Below are 14,826 nucleotides of genomic sequence, written 5' to 3' on the forward strand. Positions count from 1 at the left end.
GAAGACCGTCTGGCGCAGCATAAATCTTCTATAGTTTGGCAAACGCCGGAAGAGCCCAATCTCATCATACATCCGGCGTTTGACACGAATCCGTTGCATACGGACGGCTTTATCAACCAAACCTCGCAGGAGATTTTATGAAAAAGTTGCTTGTTGCCGTTTTTGTCTCTTTATTCGCGATGGGTGCCTATGCCCAGACAACGAGTGCCGACAGCTGTGAAGCCAGAGCGGTCAGCAAGGATGGCAAACCATTGTATGGCGCTGCCAAAGCGGCATCGATCAAGAAGTGTGAACAGGAAAAACGCTCTGCCACCAGCTGTGAAGCGCTGGCTGTCAGCAAGGACGGCAAGCCGCTCTACGGTGCAGCAAAGGCATCTTCCATCAAGAAATGCGAACAGGAAAGAGCCGGAGTTACCGGCAAGAAAACCGGAAAGAAATAATACGCCTATAGCGACTGAAGGACGGGTCTCGCCCGTCCTTTTTTATTGTGTATCAGAAACATGCACTTTCAAAACTGCGCAAAGGGAACCTATTGACACCATTGCAACTGTTTTAATGGATATGTTTGTTTTTTCATCAATCTTGTCTGATATCGTCCGGCAAGGTCTTCAATGTGATTTAATATTCTTCATTTGGGAATGCGAAAAACCCGGCTGCATGAATCCGGCCGTTCTCTGACTGACTTTATCTGAAAGAATTTTAATGATCGCCGTCATGTCCTTTTGCGCCATCAGTGTGCTTCTCGTATTGGGAATCGTCGTCCGGTCGAGCTTTTCCATTTTCCAGCGTTTGTTCATCCCTTCTTCCGTCATTGGCGGCTTTATCGGTCTGATCGTCATCCAAACGCTTGGGCAGTTCATGTCCGCGGACTGGTTTGTCGCTTTCGGACAACTGCCGGGTTTCCTGATCAATATCGTCTTTGCCGGGCTTTTCCTTGGAGCGGCGGCGACTCCGCTGAAAAAAATATGGGGACTGGCCGCGCCGCAGTTCTGTTTCGGACAGATCAATGCATGGGGTCAATACGTCATCGGCCTTGGACTGGTTTTTGTCTTTCTGGGGCCTGTTTTCGGGGTTCCGGACGTTTTCGGCAATTTGCTTGAAATCGGTTTTCAGGGAGGACACGGGACGGTGGGCGGAATGGCGCACACTTTTGACAAGCTGGGCTGGCCCGCAGGCGCCGATCTGGGTTATACGGTCGCCACCTGCGGGATTGTATTCGGGATTGTCATCGGCATGGTGCTGATCAATATCGCCGTGCGCAAAGGATACGTTTCAGGCATCAGAACGTTCGACGACAAGGAAAAGCTCGAAAGAGTGGGCGTTTACCCACGCGGGAAGCAGCCTGCGGCGGGGCTTCAGACGGTCCAGTCGAATTCGCTGGACTCGCTTGCCCTGCATATTTCGCTGGTCGGGATCGCCGTTCTCATCGGTTACGGCATCAAGGAATTGCTGGTACTGGGCGAGACCTTCACGCCTGTTTCGATTCAGGAAATGGGGATTATGGAAAGCCTCCCGCTTTTCCCGCTCTGCATGATCGGTGGCGTCCTGCTCCAGATTTTCCTGCGTAAAACGCGCCTCGATTACATTGCCGACCATGGACAGATGCAACGCATTTGCGGGGCATCGCTGGATTTTCTGGTCGTTGCGGCGATTGCCTCGATCCGGATCGAGTTCGTCGTCGCCTACTGGATGCCTTTGTCCATTCTTGTGGCAGTCGGGGCGATATGGAATATCTTTACGGTTATGTATATCGGGCCACGCATTTTCAAAGAGGCATGGTTCGAGCGCTCCATTGCGGAATTCGGTCAGGCAATGGGTGTCACGGCTACCGGACTGATGCTCTTGCGCACGGTCGACCCGGATCACAAGACCGTTGCAACGGAAGCCTTCGGATACAAGCAGCTGTTGCATGAACCGGTCATGGGTGGTGGTCTGTGGACGTCGCTCGCCGTGCCGCTTGTCATGCTTGGCAGTGGACTGGTCGTCTGGTTCTTTTGTCTTGCCGTACTGGTCGTTGCCGTGATTTGCTGGCTGGTCTTTTTCAGGACGAGCCAGACTGCCATTTCCACCAAGGGCATTCAAAAATAGAGTTTTTCATCCTTTGCAAGAATCCTTTATCCTCTCTATCAACGATTGCCTGCAACGCTTTTCCTTCAACAGGATCAAGTCCATTTTCATAGCCGGCAAAACTGCGTAAAATGACGCACACTTTGCAGCGGTATTTTCCGTAAAGCCTTTTTATCCTTTTTGATCGTTTCAAGCTTATGTCAGACCAACCCGTTTCCCACAAATCCGGCAAACCCATGTTTTTCAATCCTGAAGTCCGCCGTATCAGGAGTTTTGTCACACGTGCCGGACGGCTGTCGACCGGTCAGGAAAAAGCGATCAACGAATACGGCGACACGTTCTGCATCCCTTACGAAAAACGGACGCTGGACTACTCTCAGGAATTCAAACGGGAAGCGAAAACGATTTTCGAGATCGGTTTCGGAATGGGAGAAACGACGGCGACGATTGCCGAAAGCAAGCCTGAACTGAATTTCATCGGTGTGGAAGTACACACTCCGGGCGTAGGCAGCCTGCTGAAACTGGTCGGTGAAAAGAACCTGACGAATGTACGGATCATCCAGCACGACGCTGTCGAGGTTCTGGAAGACATGATTGCGGAAAATTCACTTGACGGGGTTCACGTCTTTTTCCCTGATCCCTGGCACAAGGCCCGGCATAACAAGCGCCGCCTGATCCAGCCGGATTTCGTGAAGTTCCTTTGCACCCGCATCAGGGCTGGGGGGTACCTTCACTGCGCAACAGACTGGCAGGAATATGCCCAGCAGATGCTGGAAGTGCTTACTGGTGAGCAAGCACTTATTAACACGGCAACGGATTACGCAGAAAGGCCCGATTACCGCCCCGTTACCAAATTCGAAAAAAGGGGACTGCGGCTTGGACACGGCGTCTGGGACCTTGTTTTCCAAAAGCGTCAGCCGGAATAACAAAAAAGCCTGAATGTGCAATTCAGGCTTTTTTACAGGCGCAACCGATCAGATGACTTGCAGGACGATTTTCCCGAAGTGGGTATTCGACTGCATCAGTTTCTGTGCCAGCATCGCGTCAGCCAGCGGGAACACCTTGTAAATGACCGGCTTGATCTTGCCTTCGTCGATCAGCGGCCAGATGTGTTTCTGCAGGTTTCTCGCTATTTCCGCCTTGAATTCATTCGAGCGCGGACGCAGGGTCGAACCGGTTACCATCAATTGTCTGTGAACGATCTGCGCCAGATCGACGGTACCCAGACGACCGCCCAGATACGCGATCAGAACCAGCCTGCCCTCGTCGGCCAGACAATCGATTTCCTTGTCCAGCACGGCCGCACCGATAATGTCCAGAATGACATCGACACCGTTGCCGTTCGTCGCGGCCCTGATGTATTCGGCAAAGTTTTCCGTCGTGGAGTTGATGCAGCGTTCCGCACCGATCTTTTCACAGGCACGGCACTTGTCTTCCGTTCTGGCCGTCGCGAATACACGGTGTCCCATCGCTTTCGCCATCTGGATGGCGGTGACGCCGATACCGGATGCACCCGCCTGTACCAGCAGGGTTTCATCGCCTTTCAGCTTGCCCATATCGAAGACGTTGCTCCACACAGTGAATGTGGTTTCCGGCAGGGAAGCGGCTTCGACAGCAGTCAGACCTTTTGGAATCGGAAGACACAAGTCAACCGGTGCAATGCAGTATTCGGCATAGCCACCGCCCTGAACGAGCGCACAAACCATATCCCCGATCCTGAACTGGCTGCCGGAAACATCCCCTCCGATGATTTCACCGGCGATTTCCAGCCCCGGAATGTCCGGTGCGCCTTTCGGGACGACATAACGGCCGATCCGTTGCAACACGTCAGGCCGGTTGATACCGGCAGCGTGTACCTTGACCAGCACTTCTCCCTTTTGGGGCACCGGAATTTCCCTGTCAGTCATTTGCAGATAACCGGCAGAGCCCTTGTTGATGATCTCAATCGCTTTCATACGTCAATTCCCCCTGAGAAATGGGTTTAAAAGGGAACTATTCTGGAATTCCCGGCATGATGTGGTACACCCTGCCTTCATCGCCAACATGATAAGGTCGGCTTTCCAATACAGGTTCTTTTAATATCATACAAACGTCAAATAAGCCGGTTTTTTTATCCGGATTCGGCGCTTCAAACAAAAATCCTCCCGGACAAATGCCCAGGAGGATTTTTTATCAGCATTTCCTACCTGCCTTGCGACAGGTTCCGGAAAACGCTTATTCTGCTGCTTCAGGAGCTGGTGCTGGAGCAGGATTTTCTTCAGCGGCAGCGGCCTTCATCGACAATTTGATACGACCGCGATCGTCCGTTTCAAGAACCTTGACGCGAACGGCCTGTCCTTCTTCCAGATAATCGGTGACGGCATTGACTCGTTCACTGGCGATCTGGCTGATATGCAGCAGGCCATCCTTGCCTGGCAATATCTGAACAATAGCGCCGAAATCAAGTAATTTCAAGACTGTGCCTTCATAGATCTTGCCAACTTCAACAGAAGCGGTCAGTTCTTCGATACGGCGTTTGGCTTCCTGACCGGCAGCGGCATCAACCGATGCAATGGTAACGACGCCGTCGTCGGTGATGTCGATCTGTGCCCCGGTTTCTTCGGTCAGGCCACGGATAACGGCACCGCCCTTGCCGATAACGTCACGGATTTTTTCAGGATTGATACGGATGGTGATCAGGCGTGGCGCGAAGTCCGACAGTTCGGTCTTGAACTGCGGCATGGCTTCCTGCATCTTGGAAAGGATGTGCATGCGGCCTTCCCTGGCCTGAGCCAGTGCAACCTGCATGATTTCCTTGGTAATGCCCTGAATCTTGATATCCATCTGCAAGGCGTTCACGCCATTTGCGGTACCGGCTACCTTGAAGTCCATGTCGCCCAGATGATCTTCATCACCCAGAATATCGGTCAAAACGGCAAACTTGTTGCCTTCCTTGATCAGACCCATGGCAATACCGGCAACGTGGTTCTTGACAGGAACACCGGCATCCATCAATGCAAGGCTGCCACCGCAAACCGAAGCCATCGAGGAAGAACCGTTGGATTCCATGATTTCGGAAACCAGACGGATGGAATAGCTGAATTCTTCCTGAGAAGGCAGGCAGGCGATCAGGGCACGTTTTGCCAGACGGCCGTGGCCGATTTCACGACGTTTCGGGGTACCGACACGACCGGTTTCACCGGTTGCAAACGGAGGCATATTGTAATGCATCATGAATGCATCGCTGTATTCACCCATCAGGGCGTCGATTTTCTGGTTGTCGCGGGAGGTGCCCAGTGTTGCAACGACCAGAGCCTGTGTTTCGCCACGGGTAAACAGGGCGGAACCGTGCGTTCTGGGCAATACACCGGTACGGATCGTGATCGGACGGACGGTACGGGTGTCGCGACCGTCGATACGGGGTTCACCGTCCAGAATCTGGGAACGGACGATTTTCGCTTCCAGATCGAACATGATATTGCCGACTTCGACGGAATCCGGTGCGCTTACACCTTTGTCTTGGGCTTCGGCTGCCAGCGTCTTGCTGACGTTATCGTAAATATGGCGCAGCTCAGTCGAACGGGCCTGTTTCTGGCGAATCTGGTATGCCTTGCGCAATTCAGGTTCTGCAATACGGGTAACGGCTGCGATCAGTTCTTCGTTTTTGGCAGGAGGCGCCCATTCGACTTCAGGTTTGCCACCGTCGCGAACGAGTTCGTCGATGGCGTCGATGACGACTTTCATCTGTTCATGGCCGAAAACGACCGCGCCCAGCATGATGTCTTCAGGCAATTCTTCCGCTTCGGATTCCACCATCAGCACAGCCTGTTCCGTACCGGCAACGACCAGATCCATTTTGGACAATGGCAATTGCGAAGCGGTTGGGTTCAAAACATACTGGCCATCGATATAACCGACACGGGCGGCGCCAAGCGGTCCGTTGAAAGGAATACCGGAAACGCACAGTGCAGCGGAAGCGGCGATCATGGATGGGATGTCAGGATCGACTTCAGGGTTGACGGACAGGACATGAATGATGACCTGAACTTCATTGAAATAACCTTCCGGGAACAGCGGACGGATAGGACGGTCGATCAGGCGGGACGTTAAGGTTTCCTTTTCGGAAGGACGGCCTTCGCGTTTGAAGAAGCTGCCCGGGATACGACCGGCAGCATAGCTTTTTTCAATGTAATCGACTGTCAGCGGGAAAAAATCCTGACCGGGTTTGACATCGTCTTTTGCGACGACGGTTGCCAGCACGACGGTATCGTCCACCGATACCATCACTGCGCCGCTGGCCTGGCGCGCAATCTCACCTGTTTCCATGGTCACGGTTTGTTGACCATACTGGAAGGTCTTGCTTACTTTATTAAACATGTAATTCCTTTCAATTTTGCCGACAGGTTTTCAGGCGCTGTCGTTCGCCTCATTTCAAACAATTAATACCTGTTCACTACGTTTAACACTTGTTGCCTGATCCCTGACGCCTTGCGGCCAGACATTCAGACCGGAAGACCATAACGAAATGCCCGCGACAGACACTGGCGCAGGCATTTCATAAAGATTTCAAGACTCGCAATGCGATTATTTTCTCAATCCGAGTTTTGCGATCAGGTCACGATAGCGGTTGATATCCGATTTACGCAGATAAGCCAGCAGATCTTTACGACGGTTAACCATCTTGATCAAACCACGACGGGAATGATGATCCTTGCTGTGAACCTTGAAGTGATCATTCAGATCGTTGATACGTGCTGTCAACAGTGCAACCTGAACTTCCGGAGATCCTGTGTCGTTTTGACCGCGTGCATTCGCAGATACAATCGCAGCCTTGTCTTCTTTAAGCAATGCCATAATATTAATCCTTAACATGCGACATATGGAGAATTAACCCCAGGTGCCGTGAACAAATAAAATAAATACCGGTCATATAACCGGTAGCGCAGTATAACGGAAAAGCGTTTTCTGTACAATATGGATATTAGCGGATTCTTCATTACAAGGAAAACATCATGAAACGTCTTTCGTTATTGATTCTGCCCGTTTTACTGGCACTCTCTGGTTGCGCTTCCATATTTACCAATCCTGCCCCGGGTTCGACGGTTGCCGAAGTGATTGCATTGAAAGGCCAGCCGGATGCGCAGTATCAGGATGGAAATACAACGCTCCTTGAATGGTCTGTTCCGGCTTACGGGGATCATGCCTGGATGGCACGTATTGGGCCGGACGGAAAACTGATTTCCTACAAACAGGTTTTGACGCGTGAAAATTTCGGCACGATCAAGATTAATGAATTCACCAAAAACGATGTTCTGAAAACGGTCGGTCATCCGACAGAAACTGAAATGTCGCCCTTGTCAGGCTATGAAATCTGGTCTTACCGTTATCTGGAAGAAGGCATATGGCATTCGATGATGCATGTTTTTTTCGATAGCAACGGAGTCGTCCGGAAAATGGAAAACGGGCAGGATCCGATGTACCTGCTCGACTGATAAAGAATGAGCAATGACAAGGGCACAAGGGTAATAAAACGTGAGGAGATTAGCATGAAGCACACGCTTTCGGCACTTGTACTGGCTACCAGCCTGACACTGGCGGGCTGCGCCAGTGTTTTCACTCCCCTGACTCCCGGCATGCCGGTACAGGAAGTCATTGCATTGAAAGGACAGCCTGCCATCCAGTATCCGGATGGCAACACGACCATTCTGGAATGGCCTGCCGGTGAATGGTCCCAATACGCCTATATGGCCCGTATCGGCCCGGACGGCAAACTGATTTCTTACGATAATGTCCGTACCCGTGAACAATTCGCCAAAATCAAGGTCAACCAGTTCAACAAGAACGACGTTTTGCGGACAATCGGCCACCCGACTGAAACGGAATACCTGCCTTTGAAAAAACAGGAAGTCTGGTCTTACCGTTACAAGGAAGAAGGTATGTGGAATTCGATGATGCACGTCTACTTCGACGGCAGCGGTATCGTCCGGGGCATGGAAAACGGACAGGACCCGCTTTATCTCCGGGATGGTTTCTGGGGACCGGGTGTTGGAATCGGTATCGGTAGCGGCGGCCGTATCGGGGGTGGAATCGGCGTCGGCATCGGATTCTGACAAGAGTTTTACCCAATAAAAAAGGATGCGAAATTCGCATCCTTTTTCTGATTTCAAAACTGCTCAGATGACTTTGGAAACGGCATCGATATATGCGTTTACGGAAGCGGTAATGATATCGGTATTGGCCGAGAAGCCATAGAATACCTTGCCTTTGTTCGCTACCTGAATATGGACCTTGCCTACATCGTCAGTGCCACGGGTAAAGGCCTGAATCAGGAATTCTTCGAGCGTGACTTTCTGGGTGATCAACTGGCGAACGGCATTGATCGACGCATCGATAGGGCCGTTACCGGAAGCGGTTGCGACACAGGCTTCACCGTCGATCAACAGACGGACGGTAGCCATCGGGATGGCGTCCTTGCCGCAAACGACCTGCAGGTAATCCAGCTTGATTCTTCTGGCGTCTTCGACCATTTCGGTACCGGCCAGATTGCGCAGATCGTCGTCGGAAACGGATTTCTGTGCATCGGCCACGACGAGGAATTTGCTGTAGGCGACATCCAGTTCGGCATGGGACAGGTTGTATCCCAGACGGCGCAAGTGATGGTCGAGTGCAGCACGGCCACTGCGGGCAGTTAATACGATGGACGAATCGGTAACGCCAATATCGGCCGGATCGATGATTTCGTAGTTTTCACGATTCTTCAGAACACCGTCCTGATGGATACCGGAAGAGTGTGCAAACGCGTTGCGCCCGACGATTGCCTTGTTTGCCTGAACCGGCATACGCATCAGGTTGGAGACCAGACGGGAAGTCTTCAAAATCTTGGTGGTATCGATGTCCGTATAGGCCGGAATGTCCTTGCGGCATTTCAGGATCATGACGATTTCTTCCAGCGAGGTATTCCCTGCGCGTTCGCCGATACCGTTGATCGTGCATTCGACCTGACGGATACCGTTCATGATGCCGGCCAGTGCGTTTGCGGTCGCCATGCCCAGATCGTTATGGCAGTGTGCAGACAGAACGGCACGGTCGACATTGGCGACGTTTTCTTTCAGGTACCTGATCTTTTCGCCGTATTCATAAGGCGTGCAGTAACCGGTCGTGTCAGGCAAGTTGATGACGGTGGCACCGGCAGCGATGACCGCCTCGACGACTTGCGCAAGGAAGGCGTTATCGCTTCGGCCTGCGTCTTCCGCAAAGAATTCAACGTCATCGACGTATTTGCGGGCATATTTCACCATCTGCACGGCACGTTCGAGAATCTGTTCAGGCGTCGAATTGAATTTGGAATAAATATGATAAGGGGACGTACCGATACCGGTATGGATACGGCCTTTTTTGGCATATTTCAGGGCTTCGGCAGCCACGTCGATATCTTTTTCTTTCGCTCTTGTCAGGGCGGAGATGACGGGATTGCTGACGACTTTGGAAATCTCGACAACGGATTTGAAATCGCCCGGGCTGGAAATCGGGAAACCGGCTTCGATGACGTCCACACCCAGTTCTTCCAGAGCTTTTGCCACCTCGATTTTTTCAAGTGTATTCAGCTGGCTCCCGGGGACTTGTTCCCCGTCGCGCAAGGTCGTATCGAATATGATGATTTTTTCTGCTGAATCTGCAGTGGTGGCAACCATGATGAGCTCCTTAGGATAGTTCGATTTCTATTAATTGATCAGGAATAAATTCCAGCTGCCTTTCCTTTTGGGAAAAGACCAGATAAGACAGGAATTGTGGGTAAGAGATGTCAGCACGCCTGGCGCGCTAGAACGGGTAATAGCGACAAGCCAAGGAACCTGTCGCTGAAGGTATATGCTGAATTGAAAATGTCGGTATTCATGGGAAAAAACTATAAGCTCCTTTTTCAATTCTTGCAAACTTTTTCAAAAAGCGGATTCATATAATTCAATATTGTATCCATTTTACAAATTCACGTGTTTTTCCCATCTCACTCGTGGTGGTCTTCTTCCGTCTGGACGATGCTGACCGGTTTTCCCTTCAGCTTGTGCCAGAGATAGACGACATAGCCTGAAACGCCATAAATGACGAACAATCCGAAAAGCACTTTGGGCGGATCGAAAGAAATCGTGACGAAAATCAGGACGACGAGAATGACGGCGATGAACGGTACGGATTTGCGGATGTCCATTACCTTGAAACTGTAGAACGGGACATTCGACACCATCGTCAAACCGGCATACAGAGTCAAAATCCATGATGTCCAGTAAAAATCGCTTCCGGCAAAACCGATGTCATCCATCAGCCAGATGAATCCGGCAACCAGCGCGGCAGCCGCCGGGCTGGGCAATCCCTGAAAAAAACGCTTGTCGACCACTTTTATATTGGTATTGAATCGGGCCAGCCTCAAGGCAGCACAAGCGCAGAAAACAAAAGCCGAAACCCAGCCGATGCGCCCCATTCCTTTCAAAGACCATTCATAAACGACCAGTGCAGGCGCAGCGCCGAACGCGACCATATCGGCAAGGCTGTCGAGCTGCGCGCCGAATTCGCTTTGCGTCCTTGTCAGGCGGGCGACCCGGCCATCCATGCTGTCAAGGATCATGGAAATGAAGATGGCGACGGTTGCCTGCTTGAATTCCAGATTCAGGGACATGACGATGGCATAGAAACCGCAAAACAGGGAAGAGATCGTGATGGCATTGGGCAACAGGTAGATGCCCCTGCGGCGCAACCTGGCTTTTGCCGGATTCGATTCAGTGACTGCTTTTTGCGGCTCATCCATGCCAATACTCCGAAAATATGGAAAGTGTTTTATTTAATACCGGGCCAAACTCAATTTTGTTCGTCAACCAGCTCTGCCAGTATGGTTTCGGTGGCATAAACCTTTTCGCCTACCGTTACTTTCGGTACAGCTGAAAGCGGCAGATACACATCGACACGGGAACCGAAACGGATAAATCCGAACCGCTGCCCTTTCGTCAATTCATCGCCCTTGCCGACATAGCACAAGATACGGCGTGCGATAAGACCAGCCACCTGCACACAGGTCACCATCTGACCATTCGATGCTGAAATGACCAATGCGTTCCGTTCATTTTCAATCGATGCCTTGTCAAGGTCGGCATTGACGAATTTGCCCGGGAAATATTGCACTTTTTCAATCTTGCCGTCGACAGGTGACCGGTTGGAATGGACGTTGAAAACATTCATGAAAACGCTGATTTTCAGGGCATCCCTTTCTCCATAGATGTCTCTCGTCTTTTCGACGACGACGATACGCCCGTCAGCTGGTGAAAGCACCGCTTTTTCATCGTCCGGAACCGTCCTGCCCGGATCACGGAAAAACTGCAATACAAAGAGACTGATGATCCATAACGGAATCGACCATACGCCCCATTTGTAAGTCACTATTCCCGTAATGACGAAAGACACCACAATAAAAAGCCAGCCTTCGCGAGCAATAATGGGATGAGGATAATTTTTCAATGCTACTCCGATTGCATAACAGTCAAGACCCGTATTCTATTCTCAATCGCCCGGTCCTGAAAACAGGCAGTTCTCTTTTCGTTGGAAAAATGAATGGGGGCTCTTGAATAATCGAAAATCGAATCCATATTCACTGTAAATTGAATATTTCCACCAATCACAAAACCTTTTTGAAATTATGGCTGTTTTTTGCCGATTTTGAAATCATCATTGTTAAAGCACAAGCAAGAATTTCACTCATGTGCGAAGGTATCAATCTGATTGGTTCCATCCATTTTGAGTTCCGGTTCCCGGGTACAAGACACTCAGCTTAAACCCGGAACCCTTTTACTTTAGTCGGGAAAATCGATTATGAAGTTTCGTGATCCAAGTAATCCCATGTGGATTCAGGCCCTGAAAATGCTGGAACAGGCAGACCAGCTCCATAAACATTTCTTTCAACTGGTCAAACCAAAACCAAGCGGCCCTGTCTGGGAACCGCCTGCCGATATTCTTGAAACAGACAGGCAGTTTCTGATATTGATCGCACTGCCCGGAGTGGACCCTTCCGGGGTTACGGTCGTCATTGACGAGAATGCCCTGCATATTGTGGGCGAACGGCCGCTCATGATCAGTCGGGATACCGTCATCAGACGGCTTGAAATTCCATATGGCCGATTCGAGAAACGGATCAGTTTGCCCGCCGGAAATTACAAAATGACTGAAAACGTCCTGATGAATGGATGTTTGCGACTGGTGTTGAATAAACTTGGTTGACAGGTGAGTTATGAATTCCCAAGAGTCTGAAAAAATGGATGCCGTCAGTAAAAACGCTGAAAACAATCCGGCGCAGGAAAACAGTTCCGCTGACGAAAAAAACAGTTATCCGGCCATCCCTGAAGATGCCCTGATCATCATTCCCGTCAGAAACATGGTTCTGTTTCCCGGCATGGTGGTTCCGATTACGATTGCACGGGAAAAATCTCTTGCAGCCGCCCAGGCCGCCATGCGCGGTGACCGCCAGATCGGTGTGGTTCTTCAAAAAAACCCGGAGACTGCCGACCCGAAACTGGACGATCTTTATCCGGTCGGCACTGTCGGCAATATTCTGCGTTATGTCGCCACGTCTTCCGACGCGCATCACGTTGTCTGTCAGGGTGAAGGACGCTTTCGTCTGAAAGAAATACTGGATGGTTATCCGTTTCTTGTCGCCCGTGTCGAAGAAATTCAGGGCGAGCCTGAAGATAATGCGGAAATACAGGCACGCCTGCTTCAGTTGAAACAGAAAGCGCTTGAAGTCCTGCAGCTGATCCCGGAAGTGCCGCAGGAGCTGTCCGATTCGATCAATGGCGTTACATCCGCATCCCTCCTGTCCGACCTGATCACCGGCCTTATGGATCTGAGTCCGGAAGAAAAGCAGGAAATTCTGGAAACGTCTGATTTGAAAAACCGGCTCGACCGGCTGCTTTCGCTCGTCAACTATCGCCTTGAAGTCCTTCGTGTCAGCAGGGATATCGATGAGCAGACGAAAAACCGGCTCGACGACCGCCACCGTGAAGCGCTGTTGCGTGAACAGCTGAGAACGATCCAGACCCAGCTGGGAGACATTGACGATTCATCCTCCGAAGCAGCTGAACTGGCTGAAAAAATCGAAAACGCCAAAATGCCCGAGGAGGTGAAAACACATGCCCTGAAAGAATTGAACCGTTTCAGGAACATGTCGGAATCTTCCGGCGAATATTCGATGCTTCATACCTATCTGGAATGGCTGACGGAACTGCCATGGGCGATTTCGTCTGAAGACAGGACGGATATTGCGGAAGCCAGAAAGATTCTCGATGAGGATCATTACGGTCTTGAAAAAGTCAAAAAACGCATTCTTGAATTTCTGGCCGTTCACAAACTGAATCCGGAAGGCAAAAGTCCGCTTCTGTGTTTCATCGGCCCACCGGGGGTCGGCAAAACCTCATTGGGACAAAGTATCGCGAAAGCGACGGGAAGGGAATTCGTCCGGGTCAGTATGGGCGGCGTTCATGACGAGGCTGAAATCCGCGGGCACCGGCGAACTTATATCGGTGCGTTACCCGGCAATATCATTCAGGCGATCCGTCGTGCAGGCACGAACAATTGCGTCATGTTGCTGGATGAAGTGGACAAGCTCGGCAACGGCGTTCATGGCGATCCTTCAGCAGCATTGCTCGAAGTGCTCGATCCTGCCCAGAACAGCACCTTCCGGGACAATTATCTGGCGGTTCCTTTCGATCTGTCGAAAGTGATGTTCATCTGTACGGCCAACAATCCGGATACCATTCCCGGTCCACTGCGCGACCGTCTGGAAATGATCCAGCTGCCCGGTTACACCGAACAGGAAAAAACCCAGATTGCCCTGCGCTATCTGATCAAACGCCAACGGGAAGAAAACGGGCTGAAACCGGAAAATTGCGACATTACGGAAGGCGCCATTCACGACATCATCGGCAATTACACACGTGAAGCCGGGGTTCGTAATCTGGAAAGGCTTATCGGAAGCGTTTTCAGGAATGTCGCCATGAAAATTGCCGAAGGCACCGAAGAAAAGGTCACTGTCGATTCAGCTGAATTACCCGATATTCTGGGTGCACCGATATTCGAAAGTGAAATCGCCATGCGATCCAGCATGCCGGGCATTGCAACCGGACTGGCATGGACACCTGTCGGTGGAGATATTCTCTTTATCGAAGCCAGCCGTGTTGCCGGCAATAACAGGCTGATTTTGACCGGTCAACTGGGCGATGTGATGAAAGAAAGTGCACAGGCAGCCCTGACACTGGTGAAAGCGCGTGCAACCGATTTGAAAATCAATCCGGAATTGCTCGACCATAGCGAAATTCATGTTCACGTTCCGGCTGGCGCCATTCCGAAAGACGGTCCGAGTGCCGGGGTCGCCATGTTTCTGGCACTTTCGTCCGTCATGATGAACAAGCCGATCGCCAGCGATCATGCCATGACAGGCGAGATCAGCTTGCGTGGACTGGTTCTGCCGGTCGGCGGCATCAAGGAGAAGGTTCTGGCTGCGCTGCGTGCCGGTATCAAAACCGTCATGCTCCCGGCACGGAACAAACGCGATCTGGACGATATTCCGGAAGAAGCCCGCAATCAATTGAAGTTCGTTTTTCTGGAAACGGTTGACGACGCCATTCGTTCCGGACTCGTTCATGATGATGGCAAAATCGACGACGAAAATCTGAACAAGTAAAAACGGTAAAAAACAAAGGTGTTTCTCTTATCCGGAGAAACACCTTTTCTCTATCTTTTCAGAAA

Annotated in this window: 14 protein-coding genes; 7 read left to right on the forward strand and 7 right to left on the reverse strand. The window is 51.1% G+C overall.

Annotated elements, in window-relative coordinates:
• Positions 1-137: 137 nt before the first annotated feature.
• A complete protein-coding gene (locus tag BRW83_RS11000; protein ID WP_005879361.1) occupies positions 138-440 on the forward strand; it encodes a hypothetical protein in 303 nt (100 codons plus the stop codon).
• A 262-nt stretch (positions 441-702) separates the two neighbouring features.
• Positions 703-2,088 (forward strand): sodium/glutamate symporter, encoded by a 1,386-nt coding sequence (locus tag BRW83_RS11005; protein WP_036602450.1) that lies wholly within the window; start codon positions 703-705, stop codon positions 2,086-2,088.
• On the opposite strand, the gene BRW83_RS11920 is transcribed toward BRW83_RS11005, so the two are convergent.
• Positions 2,042-2,305, reverse strand: coding sequence for a hypothetical protein (locus BRW83_RS11920; protein WP_186447525.1), 264 nt, complete (start codon positions 2,303-2,305; stop codon positions 2,042-2,044). The genes BRW83_RS11005 and BRW83_RS11920 overlap by 47 nt on opposite strands.
• Between BRW83_RS11920 and trmB the strand changes: the two genes are divergently transcribed.
• Positions 2,265-2,993 carry a tRNA (guanosine(46)-N7)-methyltransferase TrmB gene (gene trmB, locus BRW83_RS11010; RefSeq protein WP_005879357.1) on the forward strand — a complete coding sequence of 243 codons (729 nt, stop codon included), beginning with the start codon at positions 2,265-2,267 and terminating at the stop codon, positions 2,991-2,993. The genes BRW83_RS11920 and trmB overlap by 41 nt on opposite strands.
• Before the next feature lie 48 nt (positions 2,994-3,041).
• On the opposite strand, the gene BRW83_RS11015 is transcribed toward trmB, so the two are convergent.
• The 3 genes from BRW83_RS11015 to rpsO all read right to left on the reverse strand — a co-directional run bounded on the left by BRW83_RS11015 (position 3,042) and on the right by rpsO (position 6,900).
• Positions 3,042-4,022, reverse strand: coding sequence for an NAD(P)H-quinone oxidoreductase (locus BRW83_RS11015; RefSeq protein WP_005879355.1), 981 nt, complete (start codon positions 4,020-4,022; stop codon positions 3,042-3,044).
• A 259-nt stretch (positions 4,023-4,281) separates the two neighbouring features.
• Positions 4,282-6,423: a polyribonucleotide nucleotidyltransferase gene (pnp, locus tag BRW83_RS11020; protein ID WP_005879353.1), complete on the reverse strand. Its 2,142-nt coding sequence runs from the start codon at positions 6,421-6,423 to the stop codon at positions 4,282-4,284.
• A gap of 207 nt (positions 6,424-6,630) precedes the next feature.
• A complete protein-coding gene (gene rpsO / locus BRW83_RS11025; protein WP_005879351.1) occupies positions 6,631-6,900 on the reverse strand; it encodes a 30S ribosomal protein S15 in 270 nt (89 codons plus the stop codon).
• A gap of 158 nt (positions 6,901-7,058) precedes the next feature.
• On the opposite strand from rpsO, the gene BRW83_RS11030 reads away from it, so the two are divergent.
• Together BRW83_RS11030 and bamE are read left to right on the forward strand one after the other, a co-directional pair.
• On the forward strand, positions 7,059-7,538 hold the full coding sequence (locus BRW83_RS11030) for a hypothetical protein (protein WP_005879349.1): 480 nt from the start codon (positions 7,059-7,061) through the stop codon (positions 7,536-7,538).
• Positions 7,539-7,592: 54 nt separating this feature from the next.
• Positions 7,593-8,156 carry an outer membrane protein assembly factor BamE domain-containing protein gene (gene bamE, locus BRW83_RS11035; RefSeq protein WP_036602448.1) on the forward strand — a complete coding sequence of 188 codons (564 nt, stop codon included), beginning with the start codon at positions 7,593-7,595 and terminating at the stop codon, positions 8,154-8,156.
• 63 nt (positions 8,157-8,219) lie between these two features.
• On the opposite strand, the gene BRW83_RS11040 is transcribed toward bamE, so the two are convergent.
• From BRW83_RS11040 to BRW83_RS11050, 3 genes are all read right to left on the reverse strand, one after another.
• Complete coding sequence (locus BRW83_RS11040) at positions 8,220-9,737, reverse strand: 2-isopropylmalate synthase (protein ID WP_005879346.1); 1,518 nt, start codon at positions 9,735-9,737, stop codon at positions 8,220-8,222.
• Between the two features lie 311 nt (positions 9,738-10,048).
• A complete protein-coding gene (gene pssA, locus BRW83_RS11045; protein WP_005879344.1) occupies positions 10,049-10,843 on the reverse strand; it encodes a CDP-diacylglycerol--serine O-phosphatidyltransferase in 795 nt (264 codons plus the stop codon).
• 50 nt (positions 10,844-10,893) lie between these two features.
• The gene (locus BRW83_RS11050) at positions 10,894-11,547 is read right to left on the reverse strand and encodes a phosphatidylserine decarboxylase (protein WP_186447492.1); all 654 of its coding nucleotides are present in this window, start codon (positions 11,545-11,547) and stop codon (positions 10,894-10,896) included.
• Between the two features lie 351 nt (positions 11,548-11,898).
• Between BRW83_RS11050 and BRW83_RS11055 the strand changes: the two genes are divergently transcribed.
• Together BRW83_RS11055 and lon are read left to right on the forward strand one after the other, a co-directional pair.
• A complete protein-coding gene (locus BRW83_RS11055; RefSeq protein WP_005879339.1) occupies positions 11,899-12,303 on the forward strand; it encodes an Hsp20/alpha crystallin family protein in 405 nt (134 codons plus the stop codon).
• 10 nt (positions 12,304-12,313) lie between these two features.
• On the forward strand, positions 12,314-14,761 hold the full coding sequence (gene lon, locus BRW83_RS11060; protein WP_257789315.1) for an endopeptidase La: 2,448 nt from the start codon (positions 12,314-12,316) through the stop codon (positions 14,759-14,761).
• The last annotated feature ends 65 nt before the right edge of the window (positions 14,762-14,826 follow it).

This window comes from Oxalobacter formigenes (assembly GCF_002127965.1).
Taxonomy (GTDB): Bacteria; Pseudomonadota; Gammaproteobacteria; order Burkholderiales; family Burkholderiaceae_D; genus Oxalobacter; species Oxalobacter formigenes.

What these genes read in the sequence shown, in the direction of transcription:
- BRW83_RS11000 (WP_005879361.1), top strand. Translation starts at nt 138, where the DNA reads ATGAAAAAGTTGCTTGTTGCCGTTTTTGTCTCTTTATTCGCGATGGGT.
- BRW83_RS11005 (WP_036602450.1), top strand. Translation starts at nt 703, where the DNA reads ATGATCGCCGTCATGTCCTTTTGCGCCATCAGTGTGCTTCTCGTATTG.
- trmB (WP_005879357.1), top strand. Translation starts at nt 2,265, where the DNA reads ATGTCAGACCAACCCGTTTCCCACAAATCCGGCAAACCCATGTTTTTC.
- BRW83_RS11920 (WP_186447525.1), bottom strand. Translation starts at nt 2,305, where the DNA reads ATGGGTTTGCCGGATTTGTGGGAAACGGGTTGGTCTGACATAAGCTTG.
- BRW83_RS11015 (WP_005879355.1), bottom strand. Translation starts at nt 4,022, where the DNA reads ATGAAAGCGATTGAGATCATCAACAAGGGCTCTGCCGGTTATCTGCAA.
- pnp (WP_005879353.1), bottom strand. Translation starts at nt 6,423, where the DNA reads ATGTTTAATAAAGTAAGCAAGACCTTCCAGTATGGTCAACAAACCGTG.
- rpsO (WP_005879351.1), bottom strand. Translation starts at nt 6,900, where the DNA reads ATGGCATTGCTTAAAGAAGACAAGGCTGCGATTGTATCTGCGAATGCA.
- BRW83_RS11030 (WP_005879349.1), top strand. Translation starts at nt 7,059, where the DNA reads ATGAAACGTCTTTCGTTATTGATTCTGCCCGTTTTACTGGCACTCTCT.
- bamE (WP_036602448.1), top strand. Translation starts at nt 7,593, where the DNA reads ATGAAGCACACGCTTTCGGCACTTGTACTGGCTACCAGCCTGACACTG.
- BRW83_RS11040 (WP_005879346.1), bottom strand. Translation starts at nt 9,737, where the DNA reads ATGGTTGCCACCACTGCAGATTCAGCAGAAAAAATCATCATATTCGAT.
- pssA (WP_005879344.1), bottom strand. Translation starts at nt 10,843, where the DNA reads ATGGATGAGCCGCAAAAAGCAGTCACTGAATCGAATCCGGCAAAAGCC.
- BRW83_RS11055 (WP_005879339.1), top strand. Translation starts at nt 11,899, where the DNA reads ATGAAGTTTCGTGATCCAAGTAATCCCATGTGGATTCAGGCCCTGAAA.
- lon (WP_257789315.1), top strand. Translation starts at nt 12,314, where the DNA reads ATGAATTCCCAAGAGTCTGAAAAAATGGATGCCGTCAGTAAAAACGCT.